At 51.1% G+C, this 15288-nt stretch carries 10 protein-coding genes; 4 read left to right on the top strand and 6 right to left on the bottom strand.

The features are described 5' to 3' along the window. Positions 1-322: 322 nt before the first annotated feature. A complete protein-coding gene (locus L4174_RS11380) occupies positions 323-1624 on the top strand; it encodes a dicarboxylate/amino acid:cation symporter (RefSeq protein WP_248140977.1) in 1302 nt (433 codons plus the stop codon). Positions 1625-1748: 124 nt separating this feature from the next. Here L4174_RS11380 and L4174_RS11385 read toward each other — a convergent pair whose 3' ends face one another. Beyond that, positions 1749-4016, bottom strand: coding sequence for a tetratricopeptide repeat protein (locus L4174_RS11385; RefSeq protein ID WP_248140979.1), 2268 nt, complete (start codon positions 4014-4016; stop codon positions 1749-1751). A gap of 519 nt (positions 4017-4535) precedes the next feature. Between L4174_RS11385 and L4174_RS11390 the strand changes: the two genes are divergently transcribed. After that, complete coding sequence (locus tag L4174_RS11390; protein ID WP_248140980.1) at positions 4536-5423, top strand: hypothetical protein; 888 nt, start codon at positions 4536-4538, stop codon at positions 5421-5423. Positions 5424-5488: 65 nt separating this feature from the next. Here the strand turns inward: L4174_RS11390 and serS are convergent, their stop codons facing one another. The 5 genes from serS to lrp form a co-directional block, all read right to left on the bottom strand. After that, entirely contained in the window at positions 5489-6781 is a 1293-nt protein-coding gene (gene serS / locus L4174_RS11395) for a serine--tRNA ligase (protein WP_248140981.1), read from the bottom strand. Positions 6782-6905: 124 nt separating this feature from the next. Then, positions 6906-8243 carry a replication-associated recombination protein A gene (locus L4174_RS11400; protein WP_248140982.1) on the bottom strand — a complete coding sequence of 446 codons (1338 nt, stop codon included), beginning with the start codon at positions 8241-8243 and terminating at the stop codon, positions 6906-6908. A gap of 70 nt (positions 8244-8313) precedes the next feature. Then, a complete protein-coding gene (gene lolA, locus L4174_RS11405) occupies positions 8314-8910 on the bottom strand; it encodes an outer membrane lipoprotein chaperone LolA (protein WP_371929407.1) in 597 nt (198 codons plus the stop codon). 33 nt (positions 8911-8943) lie between these two features. Further along, a complete protein-coding gene (locus tag L4174_RS11410) occupies positions 8944-11946 on the bottom strand; it encodes a DNA translocase FtsK (protein ID WP_248140983.1) in 3003 nt (1000 codons plus the stop codon). 384 nt (positions 11947-12330) lie between these two features. After that, a complete protein-coding gene (gene lrp, locus L4174_RS11415) occupies positions 12331-12825 on the bottom strand; it encodes a leucine-responsive transcriptional regulator Lrp (protein WP_027252761.1) in 495 nt (164 codons plus the stop codon). A 156-nt stretch (positions 12826-12981) separates the two neighbouring features. Here lrp and ald point away from each other — a divergent pair, with 156 nt between their 5' ends. Both ald and trxB read left to right on the top strand, forming a co-directional pair. Beyond that, on the top strand, positions 12982-14103 hold the full coding sequence (gene ald, locus L4174_RS11420) for an alanine dehydrogenase (protein WP_248140984.1): 1122 nt from the start codon (positions 12982-12984) through the stop codon (positions 14101-14103). Between the two features lie 166 nt (positions 14104-14269). Beyond that, positions 14270-15226, top strand: coding sequence for a thioredoxin-disulfide reductase (gene trxB / locus L4174_RS11425; RefSeq protein ID WP_248140985.1), 957 nt, complete (start codon positions 14270-14272; stop codon positions 15224-15226). The last annotated feature ends 62 nt before the right edge of the window (positions 15227-15288 follow it).

Raw genomic sequence — 15288 nt, forward strand, 5'->3', positions numbered from 1 at the left:
CCCGTTTCATATCTTCCGTTCCAGAGCAAGGAACAGATACCCGACAGAAATTGCTTTTGATTTATTCGCAAAGAACAGACGATCGAACCAAAAAATGCTTGCTATATCAGTATACAAAGCAACCAAAAGGTTTTTGTTTTGTTAAAAGATATGAGCATTAAGTAACAAACAGCTCAATAAAGTGTGATCTCAAACAAGCTTTAAATCATGACATTGATTTTACACCACGACTTCGTAACCGGAACTGGTAATCTGCTCCGCGCTCTGAAGCTCAAAGAATAGAGCAGTAAACAGAGCAACTTATAATAAGGAGTGTTCTTTCATGAAAACCCAAAACAAAAAAATGTCCCTGACCACCCGCATTATTATCGGCATGGTTGCGGGTATTTTGACTGGATTTGTTATCCGCTCGCTTTTCGCGGACGTCCCTTTTGTACACGACTATATCGTCAATGGTTTGTTTGAAGTCGGTGGCTCTATCTTCATTGCCAGCCTGAAAATGCTGGTTGTGCCACTGGTCTTTGTTTCTCTGGTGTGCGGTACCAGCACCCTGAGCGACATCAGCACCCTGGGCCGTCTGGGCGGAAAAACCCTTGCCTTTTACCTGACCACAACAGCGGTCGCTATCACACTCGCCCTGACCATGGGTACGCTGTTCAAACCAGGTGAAGGGGCTGACCTTGCCGCTGCAACCTCTTTTGCTGCCAAAGAAGCGCCATCTCTGGGCCAAGTTATTATCGGTATGTTCCCGACGAACCCGATTAACTCCATGGCACAAGGTAATACACTGCAAATCATTGTCTTTGCCCTGCTGTTTGGTATTGCAATCAGCGCTGCCGGAAAAGCGGGTGAACGCATTGCCGGTATCTTTGCCGATCTGAACGAAGTGATCATGAAGCTGGTTGCTTTGCTGATGCACATTGCCCCTTATGGTGTGTTCTTCCTGATGGCGAAGCTGTTCACAGGTCTGGGGCTGGATGCTATCAAGAACCTGATCAGCTATTTCATGGTTCTGAGCGGCACCCTGATGCTGCACGCTCTGGTGACTTATGGCCTGATGCTGAAAGTGTTCTCCGGCTTGAGCCCGTTCACTTTCTTCAAGAAGATGGAAGATGCGGTCATGTTCGCTTTCTCCACCGCCTCTTCTAATGCGACCATTCCTGTAACGATGGAAACGGCAACCAAACGTCTGGGTGTCAGCAACAAAGTTGCTTCATTCACCGTGCCACTGGGTGCAACCATCAATATGGATGGCACCGCAATTATGCAGGGTGTTGCGACCGCATTCATTGCGCAGGCATTCAACGTCGATCTGACCATGGGTGACTACATGGCCGTGATCCTGACAGCCACCCTGGCCTCTATCGGCACAGCCGGTGTACCGGGTGTGGGTCTGATCATGCTGGCCATGGTTCTGAACCAGGTGGGTCTGCCTGTTGAAGGTATTGCCATCATTATGGGTGTGGACCGACTGCTGGATATGATCCGTACTGCGGTCAACATTACCGGTGACAGTGTCGTGACCTGTATTGTCGGCAAGTCAGAGAACGAGATGGACATCAAACGCTTTAACGACCCGAAAGCGGGTGAGAAAGACGAAGAAGTTCATCTGCATAAAGCCTGATCCTGCTGACGACAACGCAACTCCCCTACACGCCAGTCTTCCGGGACTGGCGTTTTTGTTCTGCAGGAAAACCTTTACCGGGGCTCAACCTAGTTTCAATCCTGTTTCATCGCACAGCCCGAGATTACCCCTCAGTACGAGGTTGTACTGAGCGCATCAATTGAATCTGTTGGATCAATTGCTGAATCTGCGCATTTCCGGGAACCATCAGAGCCAGCTTCTGCGCATAAAACAACGCCTGATCAAAGTCTTTCAGCTGAAGATAACTCTGCACCACGGTGTAGTAAATCTCTGGGTTTTGGGGAGCGACTTTCATCGCCTGATGCATATACCCCACCCCCTGGCGCGTTTGTCCCTGTTCCTGCAGTAATAATCCATAAGCATAGAGATAATCAGCGTTCCCTTCCGAGTATTCCACCGCCCGTTTCAGGAACGGGGCTGCGTTTACTTTCTCCCCGCTTCGTACCCAGCTCATCGCTTTGGCATACAACACGCTCGGTTCGTTCGGATGAACCTTCAGCGCCTGATCCAACACAGCTCGCGCTTTCAATTCATCCCCTTTCACCCGGTATACATCAGCCAGATTGACATAAGCCGGTATAAAAATCGGTTCCACTTCAATGGCTGCCAGAAAATGCGACTCAGCTTCGTCCATCTCCCCAAGCGCCAAAGCCAGATTTCCCAGATTTGCATACGAAAAGCCACGATCCGACTGATAGCGCTGCATATCGCGATAAGTCGCCAATCCCTGCTCCAGCACAGATTTCTGTGCCTCGGTCAGTTGTATCACATGCGGCATGGTCAGCATTGGGGCCAGCGCTTGCGCCGCACTGGCTCTGATGGGTGCGCGATTATCCTCCAGCAATGGCGCCAGTAAACGATAGCGCTCAGCAACGGGATACAAAGCCGTCGCACTGATCGCGGCTTGTCTTTTCAGAGGCTCATCTTCACGGACAGCGCGTGCAATCGCGACCTGTGAATTTCTGTCGGGATAAGCGGCCATCCGGACAATCGCAGATGCCCGGACAATCTCAGGATACTGACTGCTCTGGGCGATCCGCGTCAGCGACTCCGAAGCAGAGAGCGCCCCCTGATCCGCGGCCTGAAATGTGAGTGAAAAATGATCGGGAGACCGGTGCGTGCTATGGGGAAACCATGCTTTGATTTGCTGGCTAGCCCACTGTGCGGATTGATCAGCATGGCACTGCTGGCACGCATTCGGCGCCTGGGTTTTGACGGTCAGATCGGGGCGCGGAATCCGAAAACTATGGTCACGCCTAGAATCGATCTGCATGTAAGTCGTGGCTGGCATATGACAGTCAACACACTGACTCCCGGCACGACCTGCGGCATGCCGGTGATGCGTGGTATTGTCATAGGTTGTTTCACTGTGGCACTGGATACAGGTTTGATTGCCGGGCAGGACCGTTTCTCCGGAATGGGGATTGTGGCAATTGGTGCAAGTCACCCCAGCCTGATACATCTTGCTTTGCAGAAACGAGCCCCAGACATAGTCTTCCTGCCATATCTGACCATCGACATGATAAATGTCTGAGGTCAGCAAAGCGCCCTGATAGTCTTGCGAAAAATGATGCGGTGCTGTTCTGTCTGACAGTTGGGTCCGGCGTGCATGACAAGTGGCACACACGGCAACCTGCCGGCTCTCTTTCAACTCTGTCATTGCTTTCATCTGACCATTGGGCTGAGAAACAAATAGTAGCGTTCGTTTTCCGATCGATTGAGGATAACCTTTTTGTGAAATTTCAGAGTTGCCCCCCGTCCATTCCAAATGTTGCTGGCTACGGCCATGGCATGCTTCGCAGCTGACATTTACTGCACTGTAAGTGGACTGATAGTGCTGGGTTTTCGGATCGAAATTTTTCTGAAAATCAGTTGTGTGGCAATCGGCACACATTTGATTCCAGTTTTGCCCCATTTGAGTCCAGTGAAATAAATCATGTGTTTTTTGATCCGGATATAACTCAAACCATCGTGTTCCACCTTCAGATTCTGACCGGCTGTCCCAGGCAAAAGGGATGAATTGAATTTTTCCCTTCCCCACAGAAATTGCATATTGCTGCAAAGGATAGTACCCAAAGGTATAGCGCACCGGATACCGGACCACCTCGCCAGAATCACTCTTCATTTCAACCAGATACTCACCATCATCAATGCGAAGCTGAAACTGTAAATTGTCTTTTTGAAGTTTGATGTTTTGAAAATTACCAAGAACCGTCTTTTCAGAAGCATGCGACATGGCATGAAAATGATGGGAACCCTGCCATTGCTGTACTTCTTTTTCATGGCAAGATGCACAACGGCTGACCTCAAATTTTTCCGCAGCGGCCAGCGTGGACAAGGACATCAGGCTGAGGAAAATCAATAAATTCATAAGATAACAATGCGGCATAACACAATTTGTTCTTCATTAAGATTTGATTGATATATCAATGATAATTGAGATTCACAAAAATACCCTGAAACAGAAGTTTCCCCGCCCCGCCCTTCCCAATCCAACCCGGCGCGGTTCAATTCAAGATTTTCCGAATCCTGACTGCACTATAAGAAAGCATTCCAGACCACAAAACGCACTTAAATAGTGCAACAAAAAACTCTCGTTTTCTTTTGGGGCTTCTTCTCACCCGTATCCACCTGAGTTTTTCTCAATTTCAACCCCGTTGAAAAGCTGGCTCAGTTTTTGCGTTATTCAGTTATCAGCAGGCTTTTTCTATCTCCCACAGGCAGTTGGAAAGGCATGCTTTTTGCCCATACACATGATTGAAATGCTGGGGTAAAACGTCGTTAAGAAACTGCACACAAGCTTCAAGAAGCTGACTTCAAAACAGAATCAAAACGTCAAAGAGGAACAACAAAGTATTGATGCCACTCATCTGGCAGATAAGGAGTCGATATGTGGATTATTCTCGGTTTAACGCTGACGGTACTGGCACTGACAGCCTGGTATTTCTACAACAAACAACAACAGGCACAAACCGAAGCCCACTTTGAGCAGATTCTCGGATTACGACAGCTGATTCAGCTGCTGCGCCAGCACAGACGTTTATCGCACAGCCATCTGATGAAAAGTTCAGGTCATACAATCCCGGTCTTTCATGAACAGGACGTGATCCTGCAAATGAGCAGCCAGCTGGTCAGTCAGGTCAGCCTGGAACAAAAGCCAATGTACCGTATTCTTGACCAGAACCTGCAGCAGCTGTGTCATGAGTGGCCTGCACATTCATTGTCCCGAAATCAGGCAATGCACGGGAAAAGCATCCGTCATGCGATGTATCTGATTGATGACCACTTAACCACCAGCATGCTGATCGCCGACAATGACAGTCTTTTTGATCAATACCAGCAATTCTGGCCGGTCACTCTGAATGCGCTGGATACTTTGGCTCAGTTTCGGGCAACGGTGGCCTCGTTTCGTCCCGGGAAGATCAAAACTGAAGTGCTGCTGCGCCGCCACCTGAATTTGCTGCAACGCCGTTTAGGTCAGATGAACCTGATGTTGTCTGTACCGGGGCCATCCCTGATGGCCGATCAGCTGGAACAGGATCTGGACACACTGTTGCAATCCGCCAGTGCTACCTATGCATGCCGGCTGGCACTGTACAAATTATCGCTCAGCTTGTCGGACAATATATTCTGCTTGTTTGACGCCAAACTGCTTGAAATTGCCCACGCGCTGGCAATTGATGACTTTCCCACCGACATCCCTGCCAGTCTGGTGCCGCTGCTGGAAAAGTCGAAGGCTGACACCGCAGACGCTGAACAGCTCAAGCTACAGGCCTGAAATAAAAAACCCAGCCGAAAGGCTGGGTTTTCATTCAAATCAGGTTCAGAACAAATCTGACCAACTTAACCGATGTGTGTCAGGCCGCCCATGTACTGGCGCAGTACTTCTGGGATCTCGATACGGCCGTCAGCCTGCTGGTAGTTCTCCAGAATGGCAACCATGGTACGGCCCACAGCCAGACCAGAACCGTTCAGGGTATGAACCAGCTCAGGCTTTTTCTCACCTTTACGGCGGAAACGTGCCTGCATACGACGCGCCTGGAAATCACCAACATTTGAGCAAGAAGAGATTTCACGGTACGTGTTCTGAGCCGGCAGCCAGACTTCCAGATCGTAAGTCTTCATTGCGCCGAAGCCCATATCACCGGTACACAGAATCACTTTACGGTATGGCAGGTTCAGCAATTGCAGTACTTTTTCTGCCTGACCGGTCAGTTCTTCCAGTGCAGCCATTGAATCTTCCGGACGGGTGATCTGAACCAGCTCAACCTTATCGAACTGGTGCATACGGATCAGGCCACGGGTATCACGACCATAAGAACCGGCTTCTGAACGGAAACATGGCGTATGTGCTGTCATCTTGATTGGCAGATCTGCTTCTTCAACGATGGTATCGCGAACCATATTGGTCAGCGGTACTTCAGCTGTCGGGATCAGTGACATACCAACGCCTTCTTCAGTCGCAGGCTTGGTATTGAACAGATCTTCACCAAACTTCGGCAACTGACCCGTACCGTACAGACTGTCCTGGTTCACCAGGTAAGGGACATACATTTCTGTATAACCATGCTGTTCGGTGTGCAGATCCAGCATAAACTGTGCGATCGCGCGATGCAGACGGGCAAACTGGCCTTTCATCACGATGAAACGAGAGCCGGACAATTTCACAGCACTGGCAAAATCAAGACCTTCGCCCATTTCACCCAGATCGACGTGGTCTCTCACTTCGAAATCAAAAGACTTCGGCTCACCCCAGCGAGAAATTTCGACATTCTGTTCTTCGTCTTTACCAAAAGGTGCCGACTCATCCGGGATATTCGGAATCGACAGTTCAATATCGCTCAGCTGCGACTGGATTTCTGCCAGCGCTTTTTTTGCTTCGTCCAGTTCAGATCCCAGACCCGCAACTTCAGCCATGACTTTTTCGGCTTCTTCGTGCTCGCCCTTGCCTTTCAGCTGACCAATCAACTTCGAGCGGGAGTTACGCTGGGACTGCAGTTCTTCCGTTTTTACCTGGATCGACTTACGTTGCTCTTCCAGGGAACGAAGTGTTTCTACATCAAGGGTAAACCCACGTTGCGCTAATTTTTCTGCTGTCGCGTCCAGCTCAGTTCGAAGAAGTTTAGAATCTAGCATGCTAATCCTGTGCTCGTCATAGAATGTTGCACAAAGTTTAATCCGAATGCGGATTAAATCAGTTGAAATCTGAATACGTTAGAACCCCTAACGTACGTCCACAAACCATACCCAAAAAACCCGGTTATTGATAGCGTTTCTGCGGGCTTTTTGCATCCAAAGAAGCCAGATAATCCAGCTTCTCACGAATTTTACCCTCTAAGCCTCGTTCAGAAGGCTGATAATACCGTTTCCCCTGCATTTCAGGCGGGAGATAACACTCACCCGCCGCATACGCGCCGGGTTCATCATGGGCATAACGGTACTCTGCCCCATACCCCAGCTCTTTCATCAGTTTGGTGGGGGCATTTCTCAGGTGCGACGGCACTTCAAAGTCCGGTAAATTCGACGCATCGGCTTTGGCCTGATTGAACGCCGTATAAACCGCATTACTTTTCGGAGCACAGGCCAGATACACGATCGCTTGTGCAATCGCCCGCTCACCTTCATAAGCGCCCACCCGGGTGAAACAGTCCCAGGCCGCAATCGCGACCTGCATCCCGCGCGGATCGGCGTTGCCGACATCTTCCGAAGCAATTGCCAGCAAACGGCGGGCAACATAGAGCGGGTCACAACCGGCCTGCAGCATCCGGGCATACCAATAGAGCGCACCATCCGGACTGGAACCCCGAATCGATTTATGCACGGCAGAAATCATGTCGTACCAGAGATCACCTTTGTTATCGAACCGGGTCACTTTCTCACCCGCAACTTCTGCCAGCAAATCCAGTGTGATGAGTTTCTGTCCCTCCTGCTCTTCGGCCATATCAGCCAGCAGTTCAAGGTAATTCAGTGACATCCGGGCATCGCCGTTCACCAGTTGTGCCAGACTTTCTTTCACTTCCGGTGCAAAGGCCAGGCTGAGATCCTGAACCCCGCGGGATTTATCCGCCAAAGCCTGATCGATGACGGTCAGAATATCGTCCCGGGTCAGGGATTTCAGCTTATAAACCCGGGCACGGGACAACAATGCGTTATTCAGTTCGAATGACGGATTTTCCGTTGTCGCCCCGATGAAGGTCACGGTGCCGTCTTCAATATGGGGCAGAAAAGCGTCCTGCTGGCTTTTGTTGAAGCGGTGCACCTCATCTACGAAGAGAATGGTTCGACGGCCAGCCTGTTGGTTCTGATGCGCTTTATCAATGGCCGCGCGAATATCTTTCACTCCGGAGGTCACTGCAGATACCCGTTCGACTTCAGCATTAGCATAGTGAGCAGCCACTTCCGCCAGTGTGGTCTTTCCGGTGCCCGGTGGTCCCCACAGAATCATGGAATGGAGATGCCCGGCTTCCAGTGCTCTTCGCAGCGGTTTTCCAGGCCCCAGGATATGCTGCTGCCCGATATACTCTTCAACAGTACGTGGCCGCATACGAGCGGCTAGCGGACGAAAATCCGAGGCAAAGTTAAGACTGAAGTTATCCACACTGACCATCCAAAACTGAAAAAGGCGGTATTTCTACCGCCTGTATATGAATCTCTTGTTTTTAGCGCAATCAGCGCTTGTCGTCCAGCTCAACCCCTGCAGGTGGGGTGAAACTATACTGCTTTCTGTCCTGTTTGCCCTTGGCAAACTGAGCAAAACGGAACTGACTGAGCTGACCGTCCTGTTCTTCCACCGAAAAGCCGCGAACCTGGCCATCTTTACCGACGGTCACGACAAACTTACCGGTCACAGCGGCACGGTCTTTCGGGGTCAGCGTGAATGTATCAGCAGTTTGCACGACGTTATATTTTGCCCAATCCTGATTCTGATTCCGGATCAGCAGAACAAAAGGCGTCTGCTCAGTTGCATCCTCCAGCTTCATCGCCGTCACCTGTTCAACCATCGGGGTGTAATACCACAAGGTCCGGCCATCAGAAACCAGCAGGTTTTCATCCGGCGTATCTGCATGCCAGCGGAACAGATTCGGACGTTGCACCGATACTTTCCCCTGACCTTCAACCAGCAGGTCGCCTTCCGGGCTGGTAACTTTCTGAGTAAAACTCGCACTGAACGCATCCACTTTATTCAGACGCTGGCTCAGCTCCTGCTGCGCACTGGCAAAAGCCAGACCAGGCAGGAGCGCCGCAGCCAAAAGAATTCGCTGCACTGTCTTTATCATTTTCGGGTGTTTCTTCATTCATTAATCTCCTGTTGGAGCGGGAGCCAGAACCTCACGGTTGCCGTTATGCCCGGGCGGACTGACGATACCGTGTGCTTCCAGCTGTTCTACAATCCGGGCAGCCCGGTTGTAGCCAATTTTAAAGCGGCGCTGCACACCAGAGACTGACCCGCGACGACTTTCAGCGACAAACGCTGCAACCTGATCAAACAGCTGATCCAAATCGTCATCTCCACCGGCCGGACTCTCTCCGGGCAACATGCCTTCAGTCCCCTGATCGGCATTCAGAATGCCGTCAATGTACTGAGGTTTACCTCTGGCTTTCCAGTCATTGACCACGTTATGCACGTCATCATCAGAGGCAAATGCCCCGTGAACACGCACTGTATGACTCTGACCCGCCGGCAGGTACAACATGTCACCCATACCCAGCAGTGATTCGGCCCCCCCCTGATCCAGAATGGTCCGTGAGTCGGTCTTGGTGGATACCGTAAACGCCATCCGGCTTGGAATATTGGCCTTGATCAGACCGGTAATCACATCCACCGACGGACGCTGAGTTGCCAGAACCAGATGGATCCCTGAAGCCCGCGCTTTCTGGGCCAGACGCGCAATCAGTTCCTCAACTTTCTTGCCGACGACCATCATCAGATCAGCAAACTCATCCACTATGACCACAATACTCGGCATTTTCTCCAACAGCGGCGGGTGTTCGTCTAAAGAATCGCCAGGTCGCCATAACGGATCGTGAATCGGATGACCGGCTGCAGCAGCTTCTTTCAGCTTGGCATTAAAGCCGGCCAGATTACGAACCCCAACTGCGGCCATCAGTTTATAACGGCGCTCCATCTCGCCCACACACCAGCGCAAGGCGTTTCCGGCATCTTTCATGTCAGTGACCACTTCGGTCAGCAGGTGCGGAATTCCTTCATAAATCGACAATTCCAGCATTTTCGGGTCGATCATGATAAAGCGGCAGTCTTCAGGCTTACACTTGTAAAGCAGACTGAGGATCATCACGTTCACACCGACCGATTTACCGGAACCTGTGGTACCGGCCACCAGCAGGTGAGGCATTTTACTCAGGTCAGCAACCACAGCCTCCCCGGCAATGTCATAACCCAGCACAATCGGCAGCGCGCTGCGCATATTCTGGAACCGGTCGCTGGCCAGCACCTCAGACATATACACAGTTTCGCGATGTTCATTGGGCAATTCCAGACCAATGTACGGTTTGCCCGGAATCACTTCGACCACACGCACGGCATAAGCCGACAGGGCCCGGGCCAAATCTTTCGCCAGCCCGGAAATCCGGCTGACTTTCACGCCTGGTGCCAGATCCAGTTCGTATCGGGTAATCACCGGGCCCGGATAAATCCCAACCACTTTGGCTTTAATTTTGTAATCCGCCAGCTTAGATTCCACCAGCCTTGCCGTGTGCTTCAGCTCTTCCTCACTGGTTGGCTGCACATTCTGTTGTGCCGGCTGAAGTAAATCCAGCGTCGGCATCGGGGACGTCGGCTTCGGTAAATCCACGTCTTTCTTCATCAGGAAAGGATTGTCGAGACCGGCAGCATAAGCCTGTTGCTGCTGGGCCTGCTGCGCTTCACGGATTTTACGCTGGAAAGCCTCTTCGTCCGATTCTTCGGCATCGATGTCCTCAGCGTCTTCTGCATCATCCGCTTCATCTGCAGCGGCAGCGCGTTCCAGCTCAGACATCCCATCATGAACACCGATTTCAATCTCGTGTTCACTCTCGAACGCATCCTCATAGGCTGAAGCTGCTTCAGGTTCCACCTCATCCTGCTCTTCCCACGGAAGGTCATCCTCTTCCGGCGCTTCAGATGCCTGCACCGGGTCCTGCTGAGTCAATTCAGGCGCGTCTTCAATCAACGACAGATCCCCCAGAGACGGCTCTTCATCAAAATCATCTCCGGCCAGTTCTGCAGTATGCTCTTGCTGATGTTCCTGGGCCCTGCCTGCCTCTGGCGCATACACACTATAGTCTTCGTCCTGAGCCAGCTGAGACTGCAAGGCTTCAATCGTCAGGTCCGCAGCATCCGGGTTCGTACCCAGTGGCTGGTTCACCTGCACAGCAGTCGGTCTGCTGCGCTCCGGCATCACAATGGCCGGTTCCGCAGGCGGCGGAGTACTCACCGCGACGTCAGACTCAGGTTTCGCTGCCGGAATTGCAGAACCGGCAGACGTGAGACCAGGCTTCGGCGCTTCGTTCAGTACAGTGTCTGCAAACGAAGTTGGGGTGTAAGCCACCCGGACCGCTGGCTTTTTCAGTAAGACGTCATCGTCGTCAATCTCAGACCCATTCGGCTTGTCGAGCAAAGTCGCAGCATAAGGCGTCTGGCTTTCGTCAGGAATTTCAGAGGCAAAAGGTGTCAGGGTTTGCGACGATTCGCCCCGGATTTTATTCAGCAGCCAGCTGAACATCCCCAGCGTCGATTCTCCAATTCCGTCGACAACCCGCAACCAGGAAATCCCCGTCAGCAGAGTGAAACCAACCGCCCATAAAAACATCAGCACCAGCGTGGTGCCCAGCAGGTTGAACAGCGGCAACGTCAGGTTGGCAACCACATCACCAATGACTCCGCCGGAAGAAAAGTACCAGATATCATCAAAGTTCAGATCGGCAAGACCGCAACTGGTCAGGAACAAAACCAGCAGCCCGAGCAGCCGGGTGCCATAAATCATATAATCCGGTGCTGTCCGCTCACCACGACGGCGAAACATGATCCAGGTCGCGCCGAGAATCACGGCGGGTAAGGGATATGCCAGAGAACCGAAAGTGAAAAAGAATGTATCCGCCACCAGTGCACCAAAAGCACCAGCCTTGTTCTGAACCGGTCCCTGCCAGGCCGTTTGTGACCAGGACGGATCCGCCGGATCAAAGCTGACCAGCGCCACCATAAGATACACTGCGGCAAGAATGCCGATGATCAGGAAACTTTCCAATAAGCGCTGCCCACCTGACAAACGCACAGGCTGAAATTTGCCTTTTACCTTCCTCAAAAATTCTCTCCGGTCTTGCTAAAACTGGCTGTAAGCCGGGGGTAAGTAACAGTAACCCAGCTGAGCGGATCAGCATGATGCGCTGTGATATCCAAGTGACCCATTTTATACCACTTCACTGGTATTGTTACCCGCCTGAAAAAATGTGGGAGCAAAGTAGGAAAAAGTGCGCCTACTTACGCCACGACCTGGATACTTCAGTCATCAGGCTTTTATTGTAGTTGCTTGATAACACAAATAATTCATCTGAATGTCAATTCAATGATGAGTTGCAGACTTTTTCAGCAATCAAGACCGAATGTTTTTCTGCATTCCCAGAAACAATTCAAGCGGCACAAAGGCCGCTTGAATTCACGAGAGAAGCAGGTTCAGCAATCCGACCAATTAACGGGTCTTAATCACCAGATTGTTGGTCTGCTTCACTTCTTCCATCACCACATATGTACGCGTGTCATTCACACCCGGCAGACGCAGCAGGGTTTCCCCCAGCAACTTACGGTATGCCGACATGTCTGATACGCGGGTTTTGAGCAGGTAGTCGAAATCACCGGAGACCAGATGACATTCCTGAATATCTTCCAGTTCCTGAACTGAGCGGTTAAATTGCTCAAAGACATCCGGCGCACCACGATTCAGCGTAATCTCTACGAAAACCAGCAGAGAGGCATCCAGATACTGGGGATTCAGAAGCGCAGTATAGCCACTGATGTAGCCTTGACGCTCCAGACGACGTACACGCTCGAGACAAGGGGTTGGGGACAAACCTACACGTTTAGACAACTCAACGTTTGAAATTCGACCGTCTTTCTGAAGTTCATTCAGAATGTTACGGTCTATTCGATCCAACTCCTTGGAGGGTTTCTTTTTGGTATCTACCATTTTTTATTCCACCTTCTTACTTCCTTGCAATAAAATATATTACATCTACGAGTTTTTTAGTATCAAATACTCTTTTAGTCAAACTATACTGCCATTAGCTCTGTCATTTCAACCTTGTCCATAGCCTACCCTGCTAAATCGATCAAGGAGCACAGCATGATCATCGGTGTGCCTAAAGAAATCAAAGACCATGAATACCGCGTTGGCCTTGTCACCAGTAGTGTCAGAGAGCTGGTTTCACTCGGCCATGAGGTTCTCATTGAAACCCAGGCCGGAGCTGGTATAGGGTTGTCCGATGCAGATTATCAATCTGCCGGAGCAACCATTCTTTCGACTGCTTCAGAAGTTTTTACCAGATCAGAGCTGATTATTAAAGTAAAAGAACCTCAAGCCGTCGAAAGAGCCATGCTTCGTGAAGGGCAAATCCTCTTCACTTATTTGCATCTTGCCCCTGATTATGAGCAAACAAAGGATCTGATTCAGAGCAAATCTATTTGTATTGCTTATGAGACGGTCAAAAACCATAAAGGCCAGTTGCCTTTACTGGCTCCGATGTCCGAAGTTGCGGGCAGAATGTCGGTACAGGCTGCGGCTCAGACACTGGAAAACCCCCGGGGCGGCAGAGGATTGCTGCTCAGCGGTGTGCCAGGTGTGGAACCGGCCAAAGTCCTGATCCTCGGAGGGGGCGTCGTCGGCTCAAACGCGGCCCGGATGGCCATGGGCATGCGGGCTGATGTCACCGTACTCGATCGCAACCTGGATACCCTCCGGGCATTGGATTGTGAGTTTCAGGGTAAAGTGAAGCTGCTTTACTCAACCGACGACCTGATCGATCGGATGGTTCCCGAAGCCGACGTCATTATTGGTGCAGTCCTGATCCCCGGAGCCGCCGCTCCGAAACTGATCACGGCGGAACACGTGAAGCAGATGAAACCGGGCTCTTGTCTGGTGGACGTCGCCATCGATCAGGGGGGCTGCTTTGAAACCTCGCACCCGACAACGCATACAGATCCGACCTATATCGTGGATCAGGTCGTTCATTACTGTGTGGCAAATATGCCGGGTGCCGTGGCCAGAACCTCAGCTTTCGCACTGAACAACGCCACACTCCCCTATATCATTCAACTGGCCGGCAAGGGCTATAAGCAAGCTCTGCTGGATGACCCCGGTTTCCTTGCCGGGCTGAACGTGATTCACGGTAAAGTTACCTACCGCGAAGTCGCCGAAGCCTTTAATCTGCACTATACAGACCCGACCGTGGCCCTGAGTATGCACTAATGTGAATTTCAGAGCCCGAACTTCCCTTTCAGCGCTGAAAACTTTGTTTTTAGCGCTTTTTCATTGAGTTTGTAACAGAGCTATGGTCTGCTCTTTCCTTACACCTGCAATTTCCCTACAATCGATGCCTTACTGATACGTGACGCTGACTAAGTCTGGAGAAACAATGAGTAACGTAAAACACAGTAAACTACTCATCCTCGGTTCTGGCCCAGCCGGCTATACCGCAGCGGTTTATGCGGCCCGCGCCAATTTAAATCCAGTCATGATTACTGGCATGCAGCAAGGTGGTCAACTGACAACCACAACAGAAGTAGAGAACTGGCCAGGCGATGCAGAAGGCCTGACAGGTCCTGCACTGATGGAACGCATGAAAACTCATGCCGAAAAATTCAATACGGAAATTATTTTCGATCATATCAACGAAACAGACTTCAGCCAGCGGCCTTTCCTCCTCAAAGGAGACAATGGCGAGTACACCTGTGATGCGCTGATTATCGCAACAGGCGCTTCCGCCAAATATATTGGCCTGGAATCCGAGCAGGCATTTCAGGGACGCGGCGTATCTGCCTGTGCAACCTGCGATGGTTTCTTCTACCGCAATCAGAAAGTCGCGGTTGTTGGCGGTGGTAATACAGCGGTTGAAGAAGCACTGTATCTAGCCAATATCGCTTCAGAGGTTCACCTGGTTCACCGCCGTGATACCTTCCGCTCAGAGAAGATTCTGATCGATCGTCTGATGGACAAAGTGAACAACGGCAACATCATCCTGCATACCGATCGTACGCTGGATGAAGTGCTGGGCGACGACATGGGTGTAACCGGCGTACGCCTGAGAGACACCAAGTCAGACGCCACCGAAAACCTCGACGTGATGGGTGTTTTCATTGCGATTGGTCACCAGCCGAACACAGATATTTTCACCGGTCAGCTGGCCATGGAAAACGGTTATCTCAAGGTACAGTCCGGGCTGGAAGGAAATGCGACCCAGACCAGCGTTGCCGGTGTCTTTGCCGCGGGTGATGTTATGGATCATGTTTATCGTCAGGCCATCACATCTGCCGGAACAGGCTGTATGGCAGCTCTGGATGCAGAACGCTATCTGGATGCCCTAAGCAAGTAATACCGATGACTACGGCCGCGGCAATCGACTGCGGCCTGTTTACCTTCCCCCAATTGGGAAAC

The sequence above is a fragment of the Photobacterium sp. CCB-ST2H9 genome, assembly GCF_023151555.2.
Lineage (GTDB): Bacteria > Pseudomonadota > Gammaproteobacteria > Enterobacterales > Vibrionaceae > Photobacterium.

Bases quoted from the DNA above. Each gene is read 5' to 3' on its own strand.
- L4174_RS11385 (WP_248140979.1), bottom strand. From the start codon at position 4,016: ATGAATTTATTGATTTTCCTCAGCCTGATGTCCTTGTCCACGCTGGCC.
- trxB (WP_248140985.1), top strand. From the start codon at position 14,270: ATGAGTAACGTAAAACACAGTAAACTACTCATCCTCGGTTCTGGCCCA.
- L4174_RS11380 (WP_248140977.1), top strand. From the start codon at position 323: ATGAAAACCCAAAACAAAAAAATGTCCCTGACCACCCGCATTATTATC.
- lrp (WP_027252761.1), bottom strand. From the start codon at position 12,825: ATGGTAGATACCAAAAAGAAACCCTCCAAGGAGTTGGATCGAATAGAC.
- L4174_RS11390 (WP_248140980.1), top strand. From the start codon at position 4,536: ATGTGGATTATTCTCGGTTTAACGCTGACGGTACTGGCACTGACAGCC.
- ald (WP_248140984.1), top strand. From the start codon at position 12,982: ATGATCATCGGTGTGCCTAAAGAAATCAAAGACCATGAATACCGCGTT.
- serS (WP_248140981.1), bottom strand. From the start codon at position 6,781: ATGCTAGATTCTAAACTTCTTCGAACTGAGCTGGACGCGACAGCAGAA.